This is a genomic window from Synergistaceae bacterium (assembly GCA_012521675.1).
GTDB lineage: Bacteria > Synergistota > Synergistia > Synergistales > Aminobacteriaceae > JAAYLU01.
This window is the reverse complement of sequence record JAAYLU010000026.1, coordinates 1-21,592: the sequence shown is the minus strand read 5'-3', so window position 1 is coordinate 21,592 and position 21,592 is coordinate 1. Positions and strand designations below refer to the sequence as shown.

General features: G+C 58.7%; 21 protein-coding genes and 2 pseudogenes. 4 read left to right on the top strand and 19 right to left on the bottom strand.

Annotation, left to right across the window (positions count from 1 at the left end; all coding sequences use genetic code 11):
- Positions 1-8: 8 nt before the first annotated feature.
- The 5 genes from GX181_03235 to GX181_03215 form a co-directional block, all read right to left on the bottom strand.
- Positions 9-1,217: a YgeY family selenium metabolism-linked hydrolase gene (locus tag GX181_03235; protein ID NLM70961.1), complete on the bottom strand. Its 1,209-nt coding sequence runs from the start codon at positions 1,215-1,217 to the stop codon at positions 9-11.
- A 199-nt stretch (positions 1,218-1,416) separates the two neighbouring features.
- Entirely contained in the window at positions 1,417-2,892 is a 1,476-nt protein-coding gene (locus GX181_03230; GenBank protein ID NLM70960.1) for a pyridoxal-phosphate dependent enzyme, read from the bottom strand.
- Between the two features lie 12 nt (positions 2,893-2,904).
- On the bottom strand, positions 2,905-4,164 hold the full coding sequence (locus tag GX181_03225; protein ID NLM70959.1) for a serine hydroxymethyltransferase: 1,260 nt from the start codon (positions 4,162-4,164) through the stop codon (positions 2,905-2,907).
- A complete protein-coding gene (locus tag GX181_03220; GenBank protein ID NLM70958.1) occupies positions 4,158-5,405 on the bottom strand; it encodes a threonine synthase in 1,248 nt (415 codons plus the stop codon). Before GX181_03220 ends, GX181_03225 begins: the two co-directional genes overlap by 7 nt.
- Positions 5,405-6,709 (bottom strand): YgeY family selenium metabolism-linked hydrolase, encoded by a 1,305-nt coding sequence (locus GX181_03215; GenBank protein NLM70957.1) that lies wholly within the window; start codon positions 6,707-6,709, stop codon positions 5,405-5,407. The genes GX181_03220 and GX181_03215 overlap by 1 nt, the downstream gene beginning before the upstream one ends.
- A gap of 163 nt (positions 6,710-6,872) precedes the next feature.
- Here GX181_03215 and GX181_03210 point away from each other — a divergent pair, with 163 nt between their 5' ends.
- Positions 6,873-7,781 (top strand): LysR family transcriptional regulator, encoded by a 909-nt coding sequence (locus GX181_03210; protein NLM70956.1) that lies wholly within the window; start codon positions 6,873-6,875, stop codon positions 7,779-7,781.
- Between the two features lie 107 nt (positions 7,782-7,888).
- On the opposite strand, the gene pepF is transcribed toward GX181_03210, so the two are convergent.
- The 4 genes from pepF to GX181_03190 all read right to left on the bottom strand — a co-directional run bounded on the left by pepF (position 7,889) and on the right by GX181_03190 (position 11,810).
- Positions 7,889-9,712 (bottom strand): oligoendopeptidase F, encoded by a 1,824-nt coding sequence (gene pepF, locus GX181_03205; GenBank protein ID NLM70955.1) that lies wholly within the window; start codon positions 9,710-9,712, stop codon positions 7,889-7,891.
- 37 nt (positions 9,713-9,749) lie between these two features.
- A complete protein-coding gene (locus tag GX181_03200; GenBank protein ID NLM70954.1) occupies positions 9,750-10,349 on the bottom strand; it encodes a nitroreductase family protein in 600 nt (199 codons plus the stop codon).
- A 290-nt stretch (positions 10,350-10,639) separates the two neighbouring features.
- Positions 10,640-11,635, bottom strand: a complete 996-nt coding sequence (locus GX181_03195; GenBank protein NLM70953.1) for a hypothetical protein — start codon at positions 11,633-11,635, stop codon at positions 10,640-10,642.
- Positions 11,619-11,810, bottom strand: coding sequence for a hypothetical protein (locus tag GX181_03190; GenBank protein NLM70952.1), 192 nt, complete (start codon positions 11,808-11,810; stop codon positions 11,619-11,621). Before GX181_03190 ends, GX181_03195 begins: the two co-directional genes overlap by 17 nt.
- A gap of 259 nt (positions 11,811-12,069) precedes the next feature.
- Here GX181_03190 and GX181_03185 point away from each other — a divergent pair, with 259 nt between their 5' ends.
- Complete coding sequence (locus GX181_03185) at positions 12,070-12,303, top strand: hypothetical protein (protein NLM70951.1); 234 nt, start codon at positions 12,070-12,072, stop codon at positions 12,301-12,303.
- Between the two features lie 351 nt (positions 12,304-12,654).
- Here GX181_03185 and GX181_03180 read toward each other — a convergent pair whose 3' ends face one another.
- The 4 genes from GX181_03180 to GX181_03165 all read right to left on the bottom strand — a co-directional run bounded on the left by GX181_03180 (position 12,655) and on the right by GX181_03165 (position 14,181).
- Positions 12,655-12,918 (bottom strand): Txe/YoeB family addiction module toxin, encoded by a 264-nt coding sequence (locus GX181_03180; protein ID NLM70950.1) that lies wholly within the window; start codon positions 12,916-12,918, stop codon positions 12,655-12,657.
- A complete protein-coding gene (locus GX181_03175) occupies positions 12,918-13,160 on the bottom strand; it encodes a type II toxin-antitoxin system Phd/YefM family antitoxin (GenBank protein ID NLM70949.1) in 243 nt (80 codons plus the stop codon). The genes GX181_03180 and GX181_03175 overlap by 1 nt, the downstream gene beginning before the upstream one ends.
- A 469-nt stretch (positions 13,161-13,629) precedes the next feature.
- On the bottom strand, positions 13,630-13,923 hold the full coding sequence (locus GX181_03170) for a type II toxin-antitoxin system RelE/ParE family toxin (GenBank protein ID NLM70948.1): 294 nt from the start codon (positions 13,921-13,923) through the stop codon (positions 13,630-13,632).
- Positions 13,924-13,926: 3 nt separating this feature from the next.
- Positions 13,927-14,181, bottom strand: coding sequence for a hypothetical protein (locus GX181_03165; GenBank protein ID NLM70947.1), 255 nt, complete (start codon positions 14,179-14,181; stop codon positions 13,927-13,929).
- A 403-nt stretch (positions 14,182-14,584) separates the two neighbouring features.
- On the opposite strand from GX181_03165, the gene GX181_03160 reads away from it, so the two are divergent.
- Together GX181_03160 and GX181_03155 are read left to right on the top strand one after the other, a co-directional pair.
- On the top strand, positions 14,585-15,007 hold the full coding sequence (locus tag GX181_03160; GenBank protein NLM70946.1) for a nucleotidyltransferase: 423 nt from the start codon (positions 14,585-14,587) through the stop codon (positions 15,005-15,007).
- Complete coding sequence (locus GX181_03155; GenBank protein NLM70945.1) at positions 15,000-15,326, top strand: nucleotidyltransferase domain-containing protein; 327 nt, start codon at positions 15,000-15,002, stop codon at positions 15,324-15,326. The genes GX181_03160 and GX181_03155 overlap by 8 nt, the downstream gene beginning before the upstream one ends.
- Before the next feature lie 327 nt (positions 15,327-15,653).
- Here the strand turns inward: GX181_03155 and GX181_03150 are convergent, their stop codons facing one another.
- From GX181_03150 to GX181_03125, 6 genes and pseudogenes are all read right to left on the bottom strand, one after another.
- Positions 15,654-16,397: a SoxR reducing system RseC family protein gene (locus GX181_03150; protein NLM70944.1), complete on the bottom strand. Its 744-nt coding sequence runs from the start codon at positions 16,395-16,397 to the stop codon at positions 15,654-15,656.
- A gap of 25 nt (positions 16,398-16,422) precedes the next feature.
- Positions 16,423-17,481 carry an NTP transferase domain-containing protein gene (locus GX181_03145; GenBank protein NLM70943.1) on the bottom strand — a complete coding sequence of 353 codons (1,059 nt, stop codon included), beginning with the start codon at positions 17,479-17,481 and terminating at the stop codon, positions 16,423-16,425.
- 21 nt (positions 17,482-17,502) lie between these two features.
- Complete coding sequence (locus GX181_03140; protein NLM70942.1) at positions 17,503-18,234, bottom strand: acylneuraminate cytidylyltransferase family protein; 732 nt, start codon at positions 18,232-18,234, stop codon at positions 17,503-17,505.
- Between the two features lie 40 nt (positions 18,235-18,274).
- Entirely contained in the window at positions 18,275-19,561 is a 1,287-nt protein-coding gene (locus tag GX181_03135) for an ATP-grasp domain-containing protein (protein ID NLM70941.1), read from the bottom strand.
- A gap of 31 nt (positions 19,562-19,592) precedes the next feature.
- Positions 19,593-21,084: pseudogene (locus GX181_03130) on the bottom strand (IS3 family transposase).
- Positions 21,085-21,171: 87 nt separating this feature from the next.
- Positions 21,172-21,492 (bottom strand): annotated as a pseudogene (locus GX181_03125) (IS256 family transposase).
- Positions 21,493-21,592 lie beyond the last annotated feature (100 nt).

The following is a 21,592-nucleotide window of genomic DNA, read 5'->3' as shown; positions in this document are numbered from 1 at the left end:
GCCGCTGGTCAACCGGCGTACTTGCCGGTGTAGATGGAAGGAATGACCGAGTAGAGAGCCGCCGCCTTGACCAGCTCGCTCTTCCACGTGCGCTCGTTTGGCGCGTGGGCCTGGTCCTCGTGCCCCGGCCCGAAGCCGATGCACGGTATGTCGTAGCGGCCCATTATGGAGACGCCGTTGGTCGAGAAGGTCCACTTGTCAACCAGCGGCTCGCTCTTGAACAGCTCTTTATAGCCGTCGACCAGCGTCTTACAGGCGGCGTGGTCCTCCTCCAGCACCCAGGTGGGGAAGAAGCAGTCGGTCGGGTAGACGAGCCCAGTCCAGGAGGGGCGCTCGTACTTGTACATCGTGACCTCTCCGTTCGCGGCCTTGACGGCGGGAAGGTTCCTGATCTGCTGCAACGCCATCTCCCAGGTCTCGCCGTGGGTGAGCCTTCGGTCGACGGAGATGGCGCAACTGTCGGCCACCGCGCAGCGCGACGGCGACGTGAAGAAGATCTCGGACACTGTGAGGCTGCCCTTGCCGAGGAAGGGATCGTAGAGCAGGTTCTCGTGAAGAGCGCGAAGCTCCTGCAGGATCGGGGCCATCTTGTAGATGGCGTTGTCGCCCCTCTCCGGGGCGGAGCCGTGGCAGGATATGCCCTTTACCTCGACCCTTATCTCCATGCGCCCTCGCTGGCCCCGGTAGATGTTGCAGGAGGTCGGCTCGGTAATGACGACGAACTCCGGCTTGTAGCCGCCCTCCTCAATGATGTACTGCCAGCAGAGGCCGTCGCAGTCCTCCTCCTGGACGGTGCCTGTCACCATTAGGGTGAAGTCGCCGGGGAGGCCCAGCTCCTTGATTATCTTTCCCGCGTAGACCATGGAGGCCATGCCGCCCTCCTGGTCGCTCGCGCCCCTGCCGAAGATGAGCTCGTCGTCCTCCTTGCCCTCGTAGGGGTCGAACTCCCACAGGGATCGGTCGCCGATGCCGACCGTGTCCACGTGGCCGTCCATGGCTATCAGGTGCTTGCCGTTGCCGATGAAGCCGAGCACGTTGCCCATCGGGTCGATCTCGACCCGGTCGAAGCCGCACTGCTCCATCTCGGCCTTGATGCGCTTGATGACGTCGCCCTCCTCGCAGCTCTCGCTGGGGATGGCTATCATATCCCGCAGGAAGCGGGACATCTGGGGCTTGTACTCCTCGGCCTTGGCCAGTATTTTTTCAAATGGTATCATGGGACACCTTCTTTCTTTGTTGTAGATAGAGGAGGGGAGATTCCTCCCCTCGTCGCTACGCTTCTCGGGATATCGAACGACTAGGCTCGCTTCGCCTCGCCTGTCGCCTGCTTACCTCGCTTAGCTCGTTGGAATGACAAAGTCGCTGTTCGTCGGAATGACGAACCGGCTGCCTTGCCCGGACGACAAGCAACGCGCGCTACAGCAGGCCGGTCAGTCTGTTGAACTCGTCTATCCTCTCGTCGATCGCGTCAGCCATGGACTGGACCGCTCCCCAGTACTCCTCCGCGTCGTACCACTGGGCGTTCAGCTCCTCGGAGGTCTTGCCCTGCTGCTCTATCCAGGTGTAGTACTTCAGATTGTGCACTCGCCTTCTCTCCGGGTAGGTGAGCTCCAGCACTCCGTCGGTGCGGACTCCGAGCACGTGGCGGGCGTGGTTCGCGGCCGCCTTGCAGAGGCTGTAGGGCCCCTCCTCGTCCTGCATCTCCTTCACGCGCGAGCCGTACATCTCCATCGAGTCGGTCAGCACGGTCAGGATGACGTCCCTGGACGTCAGCTCGTAGTATTTCGCCATCTTGACGGCCATCAGCAGGTTCGCCGCGCCGGAGATTCCCATCAGCGGAAGCTGCTCGATGAAGTCGTCCTTCACGCCTAGCTGCCTGAGGTACTCGAGCCCCTCCGGCTCGTTGCAGAGGCGGATGAGCTGCATACTGTCCTCGTCGTCGATGGCCATGACCATGTCGGTGTTCTTGACGTTGTGGACCCAGGGAACGTGCTTGTCGCCTATCCCCTCCAGCCTGTGGGCACCGAAGCCGTTCTCCAGCAGGGTCGGGCACTGGAGCGCCTCGCCCACTGCGAACTTGCTGGTCGGGTGGAGCTTCTTCAGGTAGTCGCCGCAGGCGGTAGTGCCGGCCGAGCCGGAGGTGACCACGACGCCGAAGTAGCGGTCCTTCTCGCCCATCACCTCGCGCAGGACCTCCTCCATCGCGCTCCCCGTGACCTCGTAGTGCCAGAGGTGGTTGCCCATCTCGTCGAACTGGTTGAAGACGACGATGTCGTCGCGGGTGCGGCGAAGCTCCCACACCTTGTCGTAGATCTCCTTGACGTTGCTCTCCGTGCCGGGGGTGGCGATTATCTCGCCCGCCACGGTCTTCAGCCAGTCGAATCTCTCGCTGCTCATCCCCTCGGGAAGGATGGCGATGGACTCGCAGCCCAGGAGCTGCGCGTTGTAGGCGCCGCCCCGGCAGTAGTTGCCGGTGGACGGCCAGACGGCCTTCTGCTTCATCGGGTCGAACTGTCCGGTGACCAGGCGCGGCGCCAGGCAGCCAAAGCTGGCGCCGACCTTGTGCGCCCCGGTGGGGAACCACTTGCCGACGATCGCCACGATGCGGGCGTCCACTCCTGTGAGCTCCTTCGGGAACTCCAGGTAGTTGACCTTGCCGAAGAGGCCACCCTGCTTGGTCGGCTCGTTCTTCCACGTGATGCGGAACAGGTTCGCCGGGTCCACGTCCCACAGGCCGGACTTCTTGAGCCTCTCCTTGATGGCGGGCGGCGTGTGGACGTCCGGGTCCTTCATCTGCTTGAAGGTGGGGATGACTATGTTGCGCCTCCTGGCAAGCTCCACCGCGCTTTTCAAACCCTGCTCGTTGATCGTCAGGTCTATCGAATAAGACATGCGCTTCCTCCTCTACTCAAGCCCCGGATACAGGGGGTGATTTTGGCAGCTCTCCAGCACCTCGGCCTTTATGGCGGCCAGCTCGTTCTCGCTCTGGATGTTGCGGATCGCCCTGTCTATCCATCCGGCGATCTGCTTCATGTCGTCGACTCCGAAGCCGCGCGTGGTGACGGCGGGCGACCCGACACGGAAGCCGCTGGTGACGAACGGGCTCTGAGTGTCGAACGGTACCGAGTTCTTGTTCACGGTGATACCGGCCTTGTCGAGCGCTGCCTCCGCATCCTTGCCGGTGACCCCCTTGTCGGTCAGATTGACAAGTATCAAGTGGTTGTCCGTGCCTCCGGAGACCAAGTGGTAGTCCAGCGACAGAAGCGAGTCGGCGAGGGCGCGCGCGTTCTCCACTACCCGCCTCTGGTAGTCCTTGAACGAAGGGTGAAGGGCCTCGCGGAAGGCCACCGCCTTGGCGGCAATTATGTGCATCAGCGGGCCGCCCTGCATGCCGGGGAATATGTTCTTGTCCACCGCCTTGGCGTACTCCTCCCTGCACATGATCATGCCGCCTCGGGGGCCGCGCAGGGTCTTGTGAGTGGTGGTGGTAAGGAAGTCGCAGAAGGGGACGGGATCCTTGTGACATCCTGCGGCGATCAGGCCGGCTATGTGGGCGATGTCGAAGAAGAGCAGCGAGCCGGACTTGTCGGCGATCTCCCTGAACTTCTCCGCGTCGATCTCTCGCGGGTAGGCGGATCCGCCGCAGACTATCATCTTCGGCTTGTGCTCAATCGCCAGGCGCTCTACCTCGGCGAAGTCTATGGTCTCCGTGGCCCTGCTTACGCCGTAGGGTATGATGTTGTAAAGCCTGCCGGAGAAGTTTACCGGGGAGCCGTGGGTCAGGTGCCCGCCGTGCGCCAGGTTCATTGCCAGGATCGTGTCCCCCGGCTGCAGCACGGAGAAGTAGACCGCCATGTTCGCCTGGGAGCCCGAGTGAGGCTGCACGTTGACGTGGTCGCAGCCGAAGAGCTCCTTGGCCCTGTCGCGGGCCAGGTCCTCCGCCTTGTCCACGAAGACGCATCCGCCGTAGTACCTCGCGCGCGGATAGCCCTCCGCGTACTTGTTGGTCATCACGGAGCCGGCCGCGGCCATCACGGCCCTCGACACGAAGTTCTCCGAGGCTATCAGCTCGATTCCGTTCCTCTGGCGCGAGAGCTCCTCCTCGATCGCCGCGAAGATCTCAGGATCCGCGTCGCGCAGCAGCTGCTGGGAATTATCTAGCACTGCAATCCACTCCTCTCAAGTTGTCTGTTGAAGTCATCCAGGTCGGGGGCCGAGACCATCGGCGCGCCGACCGCCTTTTTCGCACTCTCTATGTCCTTCAGGCCGTTGCCGGTGACGACGACGGCCACTTTTTCGTCCCTTCCGATCCGACCCGCTCGGGCCATTTGACGGAAGCCCGCGTAGGCGGCCGATCCGGCCGGCTCGCCGAACACGCCCGTCCTGCGCGCCATCTCCGGGATAGCGGACAGAATATCGGCATCGCTGACGACCGCCATGTCCCCGCCCGACTCTCGCACGGCCCGCAGCGCCTTGGCCCAGTTGCGGGGCGCTCCGACGGAGATGCTGTCCGCCACGGTGTCCGCCGGGCCGAAGGCGACCCTTTCGGCACCGCTCTTGAAAGCGTCGTAGATCGGCCTTGCGCCTTCGGCCTGCACTCCGACTATCCTCGGGATGCGAGAGATCAGCCCGGTGCGCTTAAGGTCCGAGAAGCCCTTGTACAGCCCGCTTATGCAGCAGCCGTCACCGACCGCGATGAAGACCGTGTCCGGCACGTCCCAATCGGTCTGCTCCGCCAGCTCCATCGCGCTGGTCTTCTTCCCCTCCACCAGGTAGGGGTTGATCGCGCAGTTGCGGTTGTACCAGCCGTACCTGTAGATGGCGGCCGTCGCCAGGTTGAAGGCGTCCGCGTAGTCGCCCCTTACCAGCACCACGTTCGCGCCGTAGACCAGCAGCTGAGTGACCTTGGCCGCGGGGGCCGACTCCGGCACGAAGATGAAGCTGCGCAATCCCGCGACCGCGGCGAAGCCGGAGAGGGAGCTGGCTGCGTTCCCCGTGGACGCGCAGGCGATCGTAGTCTGCCCCGTCTCAAGCGCCCTGGCGACTCCCACCGCGCTGGCCCGGTCCTTCAGGGAGCCGGTCGGGTTCCGCCCGTCGTCCTTGATCATCAGCTTCGCCACCCCGTACTCCCGCGCGAGCTCCGGACAGTCGTACAGGGGCGTCCAGCCGACGGAAAGGCCGGGGATGTTCGCCCCGTCCTCTATCGGCAGAAGCTCCCCGTATCGCCAGAGCGATCTCTCCCGCCCGGCGAGAGAGTCGGCGGTCAGGGTGCGAGCCGCCTCATCGTAGTCGTAAAGCACGTCCAGCGTCCCGTCCAGCCCGCAGGCGGGGCAGACGTACTCGACCTCCCCGTGCCCGTACGTCGAGCCGCACAGAACGCACCTCAATTCAACAGGACGTCCCATCAGGATCCCTCCCCTTCGCTTGAAAAACGCCCGCGCGCCCATGACGAGGCCGGCGTCAGCAACATTCGCGCCATCGCCCCGTAGCCTGCGCACGATCCCAAGAGCGCGTCTATGTCGATGTACTCGTCCACAGTGTGGACAAGCTCCCTCCTCGAGGGGCCGTATATAACCGTGGGGATGTTTCGCTCGGCCGCGTAGTGGCAGCCGTTGGTGCCGAAGCCCGGCCTGGAGGAGATCTCCGAGCGAAGCCCGGCGTCGTCCAGGGCGCGGGAGAGAGACTGGAGAAAGGGCGACCCGGCGGGCATGGTCCAGGCCGGGGCGAAGCGGCTCCCCCTGATGGGGGCGCCCGTGTAGCACCTGTCCTCCATCACGGGAAGGGAGACCTCGGCGCGAAGCTCCGGAATGGCGCGTGAGGCTTCGGCGACTATCTCGTCGAACTGGCGCGCCACTCCCTCGAGCGTCTCCCCTGAGAGTAGGCGGCGATCGAACAGAGCCGTGCACCTCTCGGGGATCGCTCCGCCGTCGGGACGGGGCTCGCAACCGTCATCGCCCGAGCTTATGCACGGAGAGGAGGAGAGGCTCGTCAGCACGAGGATCCCCTCGCCCAGGAAATCGTCCTTCGGCGGCCTGAAACGAGCCTTTAGAAAGGTGAGAAATCGCACCATCACGTCGCCCGCGTTCACCCCGTGCTCCGGGTGCGACGAGTGGGCCATCCTGCCTATGACGTCGATTCGGATCTCCACCCGTCCCCTCTGGCCTCGCTCGAGCGCCAGGTCCGACGCCTCTCCGACAATGACGCAGTCCGGCTCGACGAGGTCGGCTATCGCCCTGGACGCCTCCCTCTCGAAAGTCTCCTGGTGGACGGCGCCCGCGACGAACAGGCTGCCGCGCAGGTCGTCGCCGGACTCCCTCTTGAGGGCTGAGGCAGCTGTCATCATGGCTGCGAGAGCGCCCTTCTGATCGGAGGCGGCCCTGCCGTAGATGCGCCCGTCCTCGATGAATGCGCCGAACGGGTACTTCGTCCACTCAGCCGCGTCGCCCGCGTCGACGTGATCCATCTGAGCCGTGAGCAGCAGCCTGGGGCCATCTCCGCCGAAGACGATCTCGCCCACCACGTTGCCGTAGGAATCAACTGTCACGGAATCGAAGCCAAGAGAGCGCATGCTCTCCACGGTGAAGCGAGCGACCTCCCCCTCCCGCCCTGAGATTCCGGGACGGCGGATGAGCTCCCTGCACAGCTGAACGAGATCGTCAGGGCCCGCGCTCAACGCGGTCTGGCTCAGCCTCCGGCTTGTCTCGGCCATTCAATCCCCGCCCTTCGCCCCGCAGGACGCCTTCGCCGACCAGCGTCGGGGGCAGTGGTTCGATACACTATTCAGCATAAAGATACACCAGATGATATTATTTGCAAGAAAGAAATATTGATATAATACTTCAGGAAAACTAATACTTAAGGAGGGGCCGTGCGTGAACCTTCACCAGTTGAGGATCTTCTGCACCATAGTCGAGGAGGGGTCGTTCCGGCAGGCAGCGGACAGGTTGTTCCTTTCCCAGCCCTCTGTCAGCCAGCATGTAGCGGCCCTTGAGAGCAGCTTCGAGGTGCGCCTGTTCGAGAGAAAGGGGCGCACTATATCCCTCACCCCGGAGGGGAGGGCGCTGCACGTGCTGGCCTCGGACCTGCTGCGGCAGGCCGACGAGATACCGTCTCGCTTCAGCGACATGCGCGCGCTGCGGTCCGGGCGGCTGGAGATGGGGGTCTCGCCATTCGCCGGGTATCACATCCTGCCGGGGACCCTCGCCGGCTTCAGGGAGGAGTTCCCGGAGGTCTCGGTCACCGTCACGTCGGGGAACACCACCGAGATCCTGCGGGAGCTGAAGCGAGGGGACGTGGAGATGGTGATATTGGGAAAGAGCTTCCCCTTCTCTCGCGACCCGGCCCTTACCTACCGGCCGCTCGGAGACGACAGGCTGATGCTGGTAGCGCCTGCGGGACATCCGTGGGGCTCGGCGGGGCACGCGTCGGCCTCGGACGCCAAGGCGCAGACCCTCGTCAGGTTCACGGGCGACTGTCCATTGGCGACATACGTGGATCACTTTCTGCTGCGCAACGGGATAAGCTTCGGCTCGCAGGTGGAGACGGACGAGATAGAGCTGGCAAAGAACCTGTCCGGGGCTGGAATAGGAGTGCTGATCACGAGCTCCCTCTCCGTGCGCAACAGCATCGCCGCAGGTCTGTTGGCACCTGTGACCTTCGACGGGATGGAGGAGATGTCCTGGGAGATCCAGTGCGTCTACTCGTCGTCGAAGGGGCTGTCCTACCCGGGCTGGGAGATGGTGAAGCGCCTGGAGACGGCCTGCCGCGAGCTGCTGCGGTAAAAGGACAGGCCCGAGATCCCTCCGCCCGTTGGGCGTTCGGGATGACAGAAAACCCATTTCGGTCGTCGGGATGACTGAAAACCCGGCCGTTCGTTGCTCCTCGGCTATTACAGTCCCAGCAATCCCGCCAGCATTGTTGTCTTCTCCCTGAAGCTCGCGACGGCCTCCTTCAGCGGCTCGGGCGCGGCCATGTCCACTCCGGCCTCCTTCAGGATGTCCAGCGAGTAGGCGGAGCTGCCTCTCGACAGGAAGCGGAGATAGCGCTCCCTCTCGCCCTCCGTGCCCTCGCGAAGCCGCCTCGCCAGCATCGATGCCGCGGCGAAGCCGGTCACGTACTTGTAAACGTAGAATGCCGAGTAGAAGTGTGGGATTCGCGCCCACTCGACCTCTATGAAGTCGTCGGGGGACATGTCCGGCCCGTGGTAGCGGGTGTTCAGCTCCTTCCAGGCCTTGGACAGGAAGTCGGCGGTCAGGGCCTCTCCCCGCTCGGATGCTGCGTGCATGTCTCGCTCGAACTCCGCGAACATCGCCTGTCGGTAGACCGTGGTGCGGACTTGGTCCAGGTAGTGGTTCAGCAGGTAGATCTTCTCGGCGCGGGATGCCTTGTCCAGCAAACGCTCGAGCAGCAGGGTCTCGTTCACGGTGGAGGCGACCTCGGCGAGGAAGATGGTGTAGTCGGCGTAGATCTGCGGCTGGTTCTTGTGCGAGTACCAGGTGTGAAGGGAGTGACCCATCTCGTGGGCGATGGTGAAGACGTCGCGAAGAGTCCCCCCGTAGTTCAGCAGCACGTAGGGGTGAGCGCCGTAGCAGCCCCAAGAGTAGCCTCCCTTTCTCTTTCCCTGGTTCTCGTATACGTCTATCCAGCGCGATCGGAAGCCTTCCCGGAGCAGGTCGACGTACTCGGCGCCCAGAGGCGCCAGCGCCTCTATCACCATCTCTGTCGCGTCCTGGTAGGGGATCGGGGCGTCGGGCTCGTCGGCAAGCGGGACGTTGAGGTCGTACATGCGCAGGTCGACCAGCGAAAGCGCCCCCTTGCGCAGGGTCATGTAGTCGTGCAGGGCGTCGAGGGAGTCGTTCACGGTGTCGATCACGTTGTCGTAGACGTCGACTGGTATGTTGTCGGCATCGAGCGAGGCGGCCAGAGAGCTCTTGTACCTCCTGGCCTTGGCGTAGAATGCGTCTCCCCTGACACTGCCGGAGTAGAGAGCGCCGATCGAGTTCCGGTACTTTCTGTAGGTGCCGAGGAGCCCTTCGTAGGCCTCCCGCCGGACGCGCCTGTCGCGGGAGCGGCTGAGGACGTAGTATCTCTCCTCGGAGAGCTCGACCTCCTCTCCCCTCTCGTCCGTGATAAGCGGAAAGGTCATGTCCGCGTTGGTCAGCAGGGAGAAGGCGGACTCGGCCGTGCGGGCCACCTCGGCGGAGCGGGCGAGCAGCTCCTCCTCGGTCCGCGACAGGACGTGCTCCCTGGTGCGGAGGATGTCGTCGAAGTAGTGCCGGTAGAGGGCGAGCTCGGGGAGTTGCCCCATGCACTCCCTGATCATCTCCTCCCCTGCGGCGAGGACCTCGGGGTGGAAGAAGGAGCGGGCGGCCGCAAAGGACGAGAAGAGCATCGCCGCCCTGTCGGACATTCCCTGGTAGAGGGGCCTTGAGGTGTCCTCGTGGCTCTTCATGGTGGAATAGGCGTAGAGCTTGCCTATCCTCTCGGAGGCCTTCTCCTCGAGTCTAAGGTAGTCAAGCAGCGCCCTCGGGGTCTTGAACAGCCTTCCCTCGTACGTGCCCAGCTCGCGAAGCTGCGCGTCGGCCGAGCGGAACGACTCCTCCCACTCCTCGTCGGACCGGTAAATGGCCGAGAGATCCCAGGTATACTCCTCCGGGATGTCCTCTCTCGGCGGGATCCTGCCGCCCGGCGACCATTGTCTGAACTGGTTCATAGCCATCCTCCCTCCCCGGAAGCCCTCCTAAAGGCAACTATTCAAAGACCAGAACACGATCCTCCAGGGGCTTGAACTCCTTGTCGCCCGGGGCCTCGGTCGGCGCGCCGAACGGCATCTGGGCGATCAGGCGCCACTCGGGCGGGGTTCCCCACCTGCGCCTGACGGCCTCGTCGATCAGAGGCGCGTAGTGCTGCAAAGACGCGCCGAAGCCCTCGGACTCGAGCCCCGCCCACACTATGAACTGAAGCATCCCCGACGAGTGGTCGGACCAGCGAGGGAACTCCTCCGCGTACTTGGGGAATTTCTTCTGGAGCTCCTTCACAGGGCGCTCGTCCTCGAAGAAGAGCACGGTGCCGTACGAGGCGGCGAAGCCGTCCATCTTTCTGTCAGTAGGCCCGAACTTCTCCGGCGGGACTATCTTTCTCAGGGCCTCCCTGAGCATGCTCCAGAACTCGTCGCTTTCCGCGCCCAACAGCAGAACGATGCGCCCGCCCTGAGAGTTGAACGCCGACGGGCAGTACTTCACCGCATGCTCGATGATCTCCCGTATCCGCTCGTCGGAGACCGGGCTCCTCTTGGAGATGCCGTAGTAGGACCGGCGGTTCTTCACGGCGTCGAAGAAAGTTGTCGACATGGACAATCACCCCCGTGTGGAAGATGCAGGGGCCGGGGCGTCGCGAAAAGAGAGGCATCCGTCCCGAAGCCTGCAGGGCAATTGTATCACGACCGGAGGTGGAGGCGGGGCGAATTCTCGTGGGCTTTTGCACGCGGGGCCGCACGGTGGCGGGGCGCTTAAACCCGGCGGTCGTGCAGGACGGGGTGGGAGCGCTTAAACTTGGCCGCCCGGCAGCGCATGAAGCGACGCGGCGGTATTCAGAGCCCACGTGGACGGGCGTAGTGCGACGGAGCTTGCAAATGAGGCGTTCAACTCTCGCGGCTCTGTAGCGCTCGAAGCAAAGCCGCGGCGGCGTTCCGGGCGCCGTGAGGGCAGACCGATGGGCTCGGCGCAGAGGGAAGGCTCTGTACCACCGCCATCAGCTCCTCCCGCCCCCAACTCCCCCACTCGCCCAGGTTCGCTCCAAGGCCCCGGCGCTCTATCTCGCGCCCGCCCTCCACCTGGTTGTCCGCCGTCTGGAAGACGATCAGCGGCTTGCGCAGGGCCAGCGCCTCGTAGGAGGTGACGCTGGACGTGCAGATCACCGCTCGGGCGCGCGCCATGCGTGCGGGCAGGTCGTCCGGGTCGCGGACCAGGGATAGGTTGCACCGATCCACCGCAGTTTTTTGCAGGGCCTCGAAGACGGAGAGGGGTACCAGCGGGCCAGACACCATTTGCGCCGGCGGCCAGTCGCTCCCCCACCATTCCACCATGCGGGGCAGGGTGTTCAGCATGTCGCTCGCGCCCGGGATTACGAGCAGGTCGGTACCCTCCTCGGGGGAAAGATCCCAGAAATCTCTGCGCAGCAGGGCGTACTGCGGCCCGAGCAGGAGCTCGGCGTGTCCCCGGTTGTAGCCCGGGGATTCGGCGTTAAGACTGTAGTTCAGCAGCACGTCGCACTCGAGCTCCACGGGACGGGTGCGGCAGTCGTCCACCAGGGCGAGGCGGCAGAGCCCGCGAAGCTCCCGCAGGAAGCCGGGCGTTGCATCGTAGCCGTCGACCACGCAAAGCCCCGCGACGCGAGCCGACACCTCGTCGATGACCTGCCGCGCTCCTACGCCGAACGGGTCCTCTATCACCGTCAGCGAGGTGTTGCCGGTGCCCGCGCGCATCAGCATCTCCGCTGCCGCTCCGTTAACCAGGAACCGGACGGACGCTCCAAGCGCGGCAAACCCCGACGCCAGCGCCGAGCATCGGCTGACGTGCCCTCCTCCGATCGAGGGTCCTGCGTGGGTGAGGACGCTGACTTCAGTTCTTCGGTTCATCTTCGATGATGACACTGAACTGCATGCTCATTATCGTTCGCCTCCATAGCCGGTGAAACCACAGCACTAAGCGCTCGGTCGGCAGTTCAGCTCCGCTCCTTGCGCAGATGCTCGCGGAAGCTCCCGAACCTATCTCCGCCGAGCTTGTACCACCCGTCATGTTCCCTCTTTCCAAGTGAAGTGGCGGCTTTATGGCCTGCGCTTCGTTCAGAGCCTCGTCTCCGCTCTGCGCGTCCTCTGTCCTCTTTCGTACGATGGTCTCCAGCCCTCTCGAATGCGACGCTCTCTGCGGGGCCGCGACGTTTTACGAATATTATACGGCCAAGGAGAGGTTTGTCCAATCGTCCCCGGTGGCGAGTGGTTATTCCACATTTTTGGAGCCGCATGTATCCGGTTGGCGCGTTGAGATATAATGAGCGCGGGAGATGATGCCAATGTCTTTCGCAGTTGTGGAAGAGAAACAAAGACTTCGTCGGATGATTGACCTGATGGGGCCCGAGGACGTGTTGAGGATGCTTGACTACGCCGCCTATCTCCGGTATCTGGAGGAGCGGGAGGATGCCGAGGATGTCGCCTTCGTCGCTGTGCACAGGGACGAACCCGCCGTACCCTTGAGCGAGGTTGTGAGGGACTACGAGGATAAATATGGCCCACTCGATCGAGGTTAAGAGGTCGGCGCGGAAGGCGCTTGAGTCTCTTCCTCGGGAAGAACACGCCCGCGTGCTGGTTTACGTGATACGCATCGCTCATCGGAGCGAGGTGTACAAAAAACCGTAAGGGGTACCTCCTTTCGAGGAGAAACCTCGGTGTTTGAGCAAGTTTATTGCCTAGATCCCTCCGCCCGTTGGGCGTTCGGGATGACGGAGGTGTACGTTGGGCGTTCGGGATGACGGAGGTGTATGTTAGGCGTTCGGGATGACGGAGGTGTACGTTAGGCGTTCGGGATGACTGAAAAGAGTCAACACCACTCTGTTGTCCTTCAGCCCCTCGGGCATTCCGGACACTGGGGCGGACGGAAGCTACTCGTAATGGCTCCACATGCGAAGCACCTTCACCGTGCGCTCCGTCTCGATCACTTGGTAGACGAGACGGTGGCATATATTGATGCGCCGAGAATACGCGCCCGAAAGACTGCCCACCAGCTTCTCAAAAGGGTGAGGGGATTGGAACGGATCCTCTCGCAATATCGCGATAAGCAGCTCCGCCTTGGGCTTCAATCCGGCTGAAAGCAGCTTTTCCGCATCCTTTCGGGCCGCCTTGGTGAAGACGACCCTCCAAGGCACTACCATTCGACATCCTCTGAACAATCCTCGATCGGAGTCGCCATACCGTCTACGATTGATTCGCGCATTCCGGGGATACCGCAGAGAAAGAGAGTCTCCTCGATGGCCCTCCAGTCAGACTCCCCCACCAGAACCGCCGTATTGCGCCTTCCCGCGATGCGCACAGGAACGTGAGACTCCGCCACCTCGTCAAGAAGCTGAAAGAGACGCTTGCGGGCCTCGGTCGCCGTAATACGGCTCATATCATCACCTCCCATGGTACTGGATATGGTACATGTTATAGGAGGTCAAGTCAAACTCTTGTTTCAACGCGACGGGACCGGACAATCTGCTGGTGTACAAGAAACCGTAAGGGGGACCCCTCTTCAAGAGAATTTTATGTTTCTGTATTCGATTGTCAACGCGAGGAGGGCCTCGGTTTTTGCGCACGTTCGTTTCCGAGATCCCTCGCTGCGCTCGGGATGACAGGAAAGGTCGCTCGGGGTCCAGCTCTCACAGCCTGACGGTCGGGTAGGCGTACCGAAGCTCGTTGCCGCAAAAGGAGCGCTCGAAGATCTCGGACTCGTCCTTCGGCCTGCAGGCGGTGAGGATTGCAAACGAGACAACGTCCACGACTCCTTTACGCGCTTTAATCGTCTTCCGTCCTCCGCCCCCGTCCTGAACCTCGACATGGTGCCATGAGAAACCTCCCTGCCATGCTTTTCGTTGAGATTACAAGTTTCGCTTCATATCTCGGTAGAAATTTTCGTGAACGCCAAGAGCGAGAAGTATCCTCGTAAGGGGATCCCATTGATAGGCCAGCAGAAAAATCCTGTCGAGACATTTGAATTTATATACGTAGACGCCCTTAAGATCGCCTTTTTTCTCGACGCCTGCCAATGGATTGCCTACGATTTCGAGTATCGCGGTGTTCACCGCTTTCTTTTGGTTCTGATGGAGCTTCTTGTACGCGACCTTGAACTCTCGTTCCTGAAGAACGATGGTTTGTGGTTTCGCAGAGATCATCGCTCACTCTTCCGGGACGAACGGTTCTATTTCCTGTCTGCGCTGCGCCGCTAGAATGGAGCGCACTAATTCAACAGGAAGGTCTGGGTTATCAAGAGTGGCGCGCCCCAACCGCGCCCAGTACTCCACCTGTCCGGCGATAGTACGGTGTTCGGCGCGCGCAGTCTTTTGGGCGGCCCCGTACAGGGAGCAACTCACCCTGACAGGAATGGTCGGCTCGCGCCCATCTCTCCCGGAGATCTTTTTTTCTTTCTTCATCTTCGTTGTCGCAGGCATGCAAAAGCCCCCTCTCAGTTACTACAATTGTAACAATAGAGAGGGGGCTTGGCAATCCGTAGAAGACCGACCGGAGCATACGAACGAAACCTAATTGAGTTTTCTTTAGCCATCCCTCCGTATGAGAATGGCAGCACCTTTTTTTTGAATAGCTGTGGCTCCATGTGCGGAGACAAGCGGCACCTTCGTGGCATAATAGCCACCAGAGGGGCAAGAGACGTTCAGATGACAGTGCCATGTCGTCCCGAACGGAGCGAAGCGCCGGAGGGATCTTGGCAAGGAGTCGGCAGCACTCTGTTGTCCTTGTGCTATTATTAGGAAGACCAAGATGATCCGCAAACCACTGAAAAGGATCGACGACTTCCGACAAAGGAGATGAACTCGAGTGTCCCTGGTTCTAGAAAGCCTTGCCAACGCCGTGGCCGCACTTGAAAGCGCGATACTGAAATGCGGCGATGAGGAAAAACTATCCCGCCTGGACGATATAACAAGAAACATCATTAAAGCGGGCATAATACAGTACTTTGAATTCTCTTATGAACTATGCTGGAAGTTCATGAGGCGCTGGATCGAGATGAACGTCAGCCCCGGCATAACGACCGGAATATCAAGGCGGGAGCTCTATCGATTAGCAGCGGAATACCAGCTGATCTCGGACGTGGAACAGTGGATGCGATACCATCACGCCAGAAACTTGGCTTCTCACACCTACGAAGAGAGCACCGCCGACGAGGTTTACCAATTCGCCCTGCTTTTTTCCCCCGACGCCAGACGTCTGCTGGAATCCCTGGCATCGAAAAATGATTGACATTGACGAACGCCACCTGAAAACAGTAACAACGATACTCTCCGAACTTGCCCCGGGATGCGAAGTCAGAGTCTTCGGCTCGAGAGTTGCAGGGGGCGCGAAGCCATTCTCGGATCTCGACCTAGCGCTCTATTGCAAGGGAAGGTTGGGGTTTGAGAATTTGCGCCTGATCGAAGAGGCATTTGAAGAATCCGACCTGCCGTTCAGGGTCGATGTCCTCGATTGGCACAGCCTTTCCAACAGCTTCAAACAGGCGATTGAACCCCAATGCGTCAAGCTGACGATAGACGAAACGGAAAGTCTGAACAACAATTCCTGAAGCCTAAGTTGTCGTCCCGAACAAGCGCGGGAAGGCGGCCAGGGGCATGCCGCCCGAGCGATCGACACGAACGGAAAGACCGCCCGTCGGTCGCCTGCTTGTGTCACCCCGAACAAGCGAAACTCCAACCGTCATCCCGAACGAGCGAAACTCCAACCGTCATCCCGAACATCGCGCAGCGATGGAGGGATCTCGGTTTTACGCTGTTTGCAAGAAAGACCGCACCTTGTCGTTCCGAGCGATTAACACGGTCCTTGTCTCCACGGACGAATGTATGAGATCTCGTTTCCAGCGGCCTTGCGAAAAAACCAAATTCCTCCTCTTTTACTATACCGAGCTCTTTTCAGCCAACTTCATCTTCAACGCCTTGCTGCGATTCTCACAATGAGCTCTGGCAGGCTCATATCTATTCACTATTTTAAGAACTATCTGGTGGTACTTGTAACTAGGATGTCCGCTCCCCTCTCCTCCAAAAACAAAGCCTTCGCTCCACTGTTTCATACCAATACGAAGATTTCCATCAACGTACTCAAAGAAATTGTCCACCAACGAGCGCCATAGCATTTGAATATGCTTCTTGGACAACAGCCTTGTTTCAAGGCCGCTCAGCACCAATCCGTACCAATTTGAATACTCATGCAAAGGTTTCGAGGCGACACAAAAGTTTTCATCGACAAGATATAAAACTCCATTCCATTCTATTTTATTTTTGTTAGGAATGTTTCTTTCATGTTTTTTGTATTTATCTGAACTCACATCGTCTATTGACGTAGTCCATTCCGCCAGTCCGACAGCTTTCCTGAACTCACATGCCTTCCATTCGCCACCGACTCTCTCCCATGCGGTATTTGATGAGAACACACTGTTGATTTCAGATAAAACCAACTGAAAGAAACGCGTCTGTTCCATCCTTATCTGGAACAGAAATATTATCGCGGCACCTGCAAGAGTTCCCAAAAAAGCTCCGATGAGGCTTTCGATCGAGGGAGCCCCCAAAAACCCTAGATACGAAGCGGGCAAGAATAGTGCTATTATTATCCCAATAGTGAAATATGCAAACATAAAATACATGATTCCCCTCCTTTTCCCCGCCATTTTAATCTTCTAAAGCCTGCTTATACTCTCCCCACTGACCTATGTCGATCCATTTTCGGTGGACTGGGAAGACACCGACCTTGCCGCCGCCGTCCCTGACACGAGCTATGAGGTCCGGCATGTCCAGTTTTTCATCTTCGCAAATCAAGTCTACGCAATCAGGCTCAAGAATATAGACGCCCGTGTTAACAATCAGAGGGACTTCGGGTTTTTCTTCTATCCCGTCGAACCCGCCTTCATTAAGCCGGATAACTCCGTAGGGAACGTTCACATTTTTCAGCGCGCCGACGATTGTGAAGGCGTTTCCGTTATCTTTATGGAACTCAAGGGCCTTAAGATAACACACCTCTACGAGAATATCGCAGTTACTCACAAAAAAAGCCTCGTCGAGCTTGTCTCTCATAAGAGCGAGGCTTCCGGCAGTCCCCAGAAACGTCTCCTCCTCGATGAAGCATATGGAGTAGGGTAGGTCGCCGCGCTCTGCAAGGTACGTTTTAATAAAGTCTTTCCGGTAATTCACTGACAACAGGAACTCCGAAAACCCGCACTTGGCGAACGACTCCATGATCAGCTCAAGCATAGGCTTGTCACCCACGGGAAGGAGCGGCTTTGGGACGATCTTCGTGATCGGGTCGAGTCTGCTTCCGCGTCCACCGGCCATTATCACCACCCTGTTGGGTAGTTGCTCCACATCATCCTCTCCGGAGAGAATATCCTCGATATAAACCACCGACACAGGCACTCCGTTCTTATCCAAAACGGGAACTCTCTTGATCCCGTAGCGTTCCATAAGAGCCCTAGCCCTGCTAAGCGAACGGGAGGAAACCACCTTCGGAGAAGAATTGCAGACCTCGCTGACGGGAGTGGTGAGCGGTTTACCTGTGCCCACACAGCGCCGGATGTCTCCATCTGTCAAAGTTCCGGTAAGTCTGCCGGAATCGTCGACGATCAACAATATTTGGGATGCACTTTCGTTTAATCGCTGTACCGCATCCAACACTGTGTTTGACTCGGGAAGAAGCAGTTTATTTACATCCCGTTGCTTAACGTGCCCCGCCATGACTCGCCCTCCTCTCGGCATTCAAGGACGCAAATGAGTGTCTGACGCATGCCTCAAGACCGTTCCCAACTGCTTTTCAGTCCTCTTTTCTAGGATATGCTCCGCCAGAAGCCAGTCCTCCATGGTATCGATATCGACGGATCTTTCCCATGACATTCCCATTGCCCTTGTCTCCGAGGTTAAAAAGACGCGATTTCTCTCAAACCAATCCGTGCTGACCACATAAACCGCTCCGTTAAGGATATACTTTTTCGCGGGCTGGCCTTCGGAGGGGGCGTAGGGAAAACGCATTCGCCCCCTTTCATCCAGCAGACACATCCACTCCGGCTTCTCGCGGGCCTCTTGTACCGTGACAACGGACGGAGCCCCGGAATCCACGCACAGCCTTACGGCCGCATCTATGTCGTCTCCCATTCTGAAAGGCGACGTCGGTTGAAGCAGAACCGCGTAATCGTACCTGTCCTCCAAGGACCCAATGGCATGCAAGAGCACGTCGGCGCTGGTGCTGGAATCCTGTGCGAGAGAATCCGGGCGCACGAACGGCACCTCGCATCCAAACTCCCGTGCAACTGCAATAATCTCCGCATCGTCCGAGGAGAGGATGACCCTGTCCAGAAAGCGCGACTCCAAGGCAGCGGTCATAGTCCACGCTATAAGCGGCATCGCACCAAGGAGGCGAACATTTTTTTTAGGAAGACGCTTAGAGCCGCCCCTGGCGGTAATAACAGCCAAGCTCTTTTTATTCTTATACAACTCCCATTATCATTCCTTTAATTTTGTATTTATGGTAAATTTAAATATGCAATAGACATTCTATCATGTTCGCATTGAATACGTTAATTCTCCTTTCCTTTTGCACTTCCATTCTTTCTCCAAATGAATCGTCAATAAAAATCGCATCCGTCTCTTTTATATACTCGCTCTTATTCTCACCATTTCCCAAGGTGATTACATTATCGAAAAGAGATTCTAGTCGATGATCATAAAGGCATTGTTGAAGGGCCTCCTTTCTCCTTGTGAGCAATGTAACAGGAATTTTATCGTTAACACACTGATACAAGAAGGCAATGAGCAAAAGATTCACCCTACCATTAATTAAAAGAGTGTCATCGAAATCCACATACACATGACTGTATTTAATGGAATTTCTATATCTATTATGTAATGCTCGGTCTAATTCTAGTTCATAATCGTTGATCAAAACCGAATCAATCAGTTGCCCATTAAAAAGATGCAATGTCATGAGCGGCAAGTTCGCCCCATAGCATCTCGCTAGCGCAGAGCCCCCGGCAATTCTGGGAGCAATCTCCAACAATGCCAACCGCCCATCACGATTTTCTTTTAATTGAAAAAACCATGCGCCTTGAAACTTTAGATTTGAATTGATGACCTCAGCTATTCTTCTGAACTCGCTATTTTCCACCCTAACCGCGTTAACGCTAATACCGCCCTTAACTCTGCGCCTAGCCCTTCCACTCATATACACTAAATCGCCAGAAGAATTTGTAAAACAATCAATGGTATATTCTTCTCCGGGCAGATATTCTAATAATAAGTAATCGCCTGGTTCCCTAGTTTTTATATTTAATGTCAATTCTTCATTATCGTGTACTATTGCTGTTCCACTTGCCCCTTGCCCTACATCGGGCTTAACAAAGACTGGGAATTTTAGAGTTACATCAGACTCGTAAACCTTTGGGATTACAAGGAGATCAGCAAAAAGTTTATATGTTTCTTTTTTTGAACGAGTTATCCGAACCGTTTCTGTTGCTGGGGCAATAACATTGCACGGGAAACAATCCCTGTATTCTGCGAATTTTAACAAAACGCCATCCATTGCAGGATAAATATAATCGAAGCCGTAATTCTTAATTATAGATATAAATTCACGCACATTCTCCTTATCGCTATAATCAGTTATAAAAGGCAGGTTGTCTATGTGGTTCCCATATACAAATCTTCCGTGATCATAAGAACTAGACCCACCAAATAAGTCGAAATGAATGGAATTACAAACTGACTTGAAAACCTCGAGTCCGATTTCAGTACCACACGGATATACTAAAACTCTCTTACTCACGATTCTGCACCTCTCAATGATCCGGTATCTGTCAACCGACCTGTCGCTTTTCCCAGGTTAAAGTCTCCCGGACTCTTCCGTCCTTTTCCGGATTGAGCCATACCACTTTCGCCTCCTCAAGATTCCTTGTCGGGCGACCCTTCCATCGCTCCGGATGTCTGCGCTTCGCCTCCTCGAATACCTCCTTCCTCGACGCGAGTATCCCGGCGGACTCCCCACGGTGACGCTGACCGGGCGTGACGTACTTCAGGGCGCTGTGACGGTGCTCCTCATTGTACCAGTGCACGAACCAATTCGTCCAATCCTTGGCCGCCTCAAGGCTCGCGAAGCAGGGGGCCGGGTATTCGGGACGGTACTTGAGCGTCCTGAAGAGCGCCTCGGAATAAGCGTTGTCGTCGCTGGTCCCAGGGCGGCTGTAGGAGCTCGATATGCCCAGCCTTTCAAGCGTGGCTCTGAAGGTGGAGGCCTTCATGGGGCTTCCGTTGTCGGAGTGGAGGATCTGAGGATTGTCGCTCCTCCACAGAGTCTGCTTGAGATAGGCTTTGGTTATCAGCTCCTTGGCGCATTCGCCCGTCTCCTCCTCGTACACTTCCCATCCGACTATGCGGCGGCTGTAGATGTCCACTATCATGTAGAGGTAGTAGTACATGCCGCGCACGGGCGATTTTAAGAGTGTGATGTCCCAGGTCCATATCCGGTTGGGCGCGGCGGCCGAGTGCGAAGCGGGCGGTCTGCGGACGGGGTCCTTCGCCCTCCCTCTGTGATGCTGCTGCCCCTTCTCGCGCAGTATGCGATATATGGTGGACTCCGAAGCAAGCCACTCCCCCTTGTCCGCCAAATCAGCCACTATCTGAGCGGGAGGTTTGCCGGCGTATCCGGGGCTGTTGACTGCTTCGAGCACTCTTTGACGCTCCTCGTCGCTCAATGCTCCCGCAGGCTTCTTTCGCTTCGCGTTCTTCCTGCCGTCTTCGTTGACCGTTCCGGCGGCGGCGTCCTTGAGCCAGCGCTGACGGGTACGGATGCTTATGCCAAGTTCGTTGCAGGCCATGAAGAGTCTGGCGCCGCTTGCATGGGCCTCGTCGATCAGCTCTACCGCTCTCAGGCGATCCGGGGCGCTGATCAGTCTTCCTCGCCGTCCCCCCAGATCGCCCGCGCTTGTTTCGCAGCGTCAGCAGAGCGGCGGCCTCGGCGAGCGCCTTCTCCTTCCTCCTCAGCTCGCGCTCGAGTTCCTTGCTGCGCTTTCTCTCGGCGCGGATCTCCTTCTGCAGTTCGCCGCTCTTTCCGGCATCGCTCCGGTTGGCCATGAGGCAGGCCTCGCGCCAACGCTCTATATCCGCAGGGAATATACCTTTCGAGCGGCAGTATTCTCCCAGCTCCGCTCCGTTGAGAGCGTGGGTCTCAAGGACGATGAGGAACTTGTCCTCGGCGCTCCATCTCTCCGGTCTTTCTCCGTTGCCGGGGGCGGCCTTCCCCTCTCCGCGAGCCTCGTTTCTCCATCTGGCCAGCGTGACGTGGGATACTCCGCATTCTTGGTAGTGTCAATAGTCTTTCGCACATTTTTTTCTCGGGTTCTAAAGCCAGCTGTCTCCCCGAAAAGAGGTGATCCATTGTCACACGCACTCCGCCAGGTTCTCAAATTCGCAATCGCGTTCGTATTCGTACAGTTTATCCATGTCCATGTACCTGCGGCTTCCCCATTTAGTCGAGGCTATGTGCCTCAGTCTGGCGGCAACCAGCATAAGAGCGGAGTTGCCATCGGGGAAGGCCCCCACAACCCGCGTCCTGCGGCGGATCTCGCGGTTGACGCGCTCAAGTGGATTGTTCGTCCTGAGACTCCTACGATGCTCGGGAGGGAAGCAGTAGTAGCTGAAGGTCTCGCGGACTCCTTTTTCCACTATGTCGGCGGCCTTGTGAAGCTTCATCCCCTTCAACCTGGCGACAACCGCCCCAGCCTTCTGCTACGCCGCGTCAAGGTCCTCCGACGAGTGGATGGCCTTGAACATGTCCGCAACTATGCGCATCCTGCCGCAG

Excerpts from the sequence above, each read along its gene's own strand:
- GX181_03170 (NLM70948.1), bottom strand. The coding sequence starts at position 13,923 with ATGATCTCTGCGAAACCACAAACCATCGTTCTTCAGGAACGAGAGTTC.
- GX181_03155 (NLM70945.1), top strand. The coding sequence starts at position 15,000 with ATGATTGACATTGACGAACGCCACCTGAAAACAGTAACAACGATACTC.
- GX181_03235 (NLM70961.1), bottom strand. The coding sequence starts at position 1,217 with ATGATACCATTTGAAAAAATACTGGCCAAGGCCGAGGAGTACAAGCCC.
- GX181_03200 (NLM70954.1), bottom strand. The coding sequence starts at position 10,349 with ATGTCGACAACTTTCTTCGACGCCGTGAAGAACCGCCGGTCCTACTAC.
- pepF (NLM70955.1), bottom strand. The coding sequence starts at position 9,712 with ATGAACCAGTTCAGACAATGGTCGCCGGGCGGCAGGATCCCGCCGAGA.
- GX181_03185 (NLM70951.1), top strand. The coding sequence starts at position 12,070 with ATGTCTTTCGCAGTTGTGGAAGAGAAACAAAGACTTCGTCGGATGATT.
- GX181_03215 (NLM70957.1), bottom strand. The coding sequence starts at position 6,709 with ATGGCCGAGACAAGCCGGAGGCTGAGCCAGACCGCGTTGAGCGCGGGC.
- GX181_03195 (NLM70953.1), bottom strand. The coding sequence starts at position 11,635 with ATGAACCGAAGAACTGAAGTCAGCGTCCTCACCCACGCAGGACCCTCG.
- GX181_03230 (NLM70960.1), bottom strand. The coding sequence starts at position 2,892 with ATGTCTTATTCGATAGACCTGACGATCAACGAGCAGGGTTTGAAAAGC.
- GX181_03175 (NLM70949.1), bottom strand. The coding sequence starts at position 13,160 with ATGAGCCGTATTACGGCGACCGAGGCCCGCAAGCGTCTCTTTCAGCTT.
- GX181_03220 (NLM70958.1), bottom strand. The coding sequence starts at position 5,405 with ATGGGACGTCCTGTTGAATTGAGGTGCGTTCTGTGCGGCTCGACGTAC.
- GX181_03165 (NLM70947.1), bottom strand. The coding sequence starts at position 14,181 with ATGAAGAAAGAAAAAAAGATCTCCGGGAGAGATGGGCGCGAGCCGACC.
- GX181_03150 (NLM70944.1), bottom strand. The coding sequence starts at position 16,397 with ATGTATTTTATGTTTGCATATTTCACTATTGGGATAATAATAGCACTA.
- GX181_03145 (NLM70943.1), bottom strand. The coding sequence starts at position 17,481 with ATGGCGGGGCACGTTAAGCAACGGGATGTAAATAAACTGCTTCTTCCC.